This window comes from Bradyrhizobium hereditatis (assembly GCF_020329435.1).
GTDB lineage: Bacteria > Pseudomonadota > Alphaproteobacteria > Rhizobiales > Xanthobacteraceae > Bradyrhizobium > Bradyrhizobium hereditatis.
This window is the reverse complement of record NZ_JAGKJK010000057.1, coordinates 1-959: the sequence shown is the minus strand read 5'-3', so window position 1 is coordinate 959 and position 959 is coordinate 1. Positions and strand designations below refer to the sequence as shown.

The window sequence follows — 959 nt, the reverse complement described above, 5'->3', positions numbered from 1 at the left end:
GCGAGAACAATCAACGGTGACGGATCTGGCGCAGCGCTACCAGGTGCATGTGAACCAGATTTATGCGTGGAAGAAGCAGCTTCAGGATCAAGCGGTTCGTGCGTTCGACGCGGGCACTGGTCGGGATGGCGAGGTGGCCCACGAACTGGAGGTCGAGAAGCTCCACGCCAAGATCGGACAATTGACGGTCGAGCGAGATTTCTTAGCCAGGAGGTCCGAAAGATGAGCGCGCCGGATCGCCAAGGATTGCTTCAGCGCGATCATGAGAGTCTATCGATCCGCCGGCAATGCCAACTGCTGAGCGTTGCGCGATCGAGCGTATATCGGCCACCGCGGCCGGCCAATGACAACGATCTTGAGCTGATGCGGCGGATTGACCAGCTGTTCACGGCCTGGCCGTTCCTGGGCTCGCGGCGGATGACGGCGATGCTCAATGGCGAACGCTGTCGCATCAATCGCAAGCGCGTGCAGCGGTTGATGCGCAAGATGGGCATCACGGCACTCGGACCAAAGCCCAGAACGACAAAGCCGGCGCCGGGACACAAGATCTTCCCGTATCTGCTGCGCCAAATGATCGACCGGCCGAATCAAGTGTGGGCGGCCGATATCACCTATGTGCCGATCGGCCAGGGCTTTCTGTATCTGGTGGCGATCATCGATTGGACGAGCCGAGCGGTGCTGGCCTGGCGCCTGTCGAACACGATGGACACATCGTTCTGCGTGTCTGCGCTGGAAGAGGCCTTGGCGCGCTTCGGCCGGCCTGAGATCTTCAATACCGACCAGGGCAGCCAGTTCACCAGCGCCGCCTTCACCGCGACGCTGTCCGCCGCTGGAGTCAGGATCTCGATGGACGGTCGCGGGCGCTGGATGGATAACGTGTTCATCGAGCGGCTGTGGCGCTCGCTCAAATACGAAGACATCTATCTCAAGGGTTATTCGGATGGCCACGAGGCCAAAGC

At 60.7% G+C, this 959-nt stretch carries 2 protein-coding genes; both read left to right on the top strand.

What is annotated here, in order from left to right; all coding sequences use genetic code 11:
- On the top strand, positions 1-226 hold a 226-nt coding region (locus J6524_RS37005), incomplete at its 5' end, for a transposase (RefSeq protein ID WP_376712133.1).
- On the top strand, positions 223-959 hold a 737-nt coding region (locus J6524_RS37000), incomplete at its 3' end, for an IS3 family transposase (RefSeq protein WP_225678758.1). The genes J6524_RS37005 and J6524_RS37000, both read left to right, overlap by 4 nt.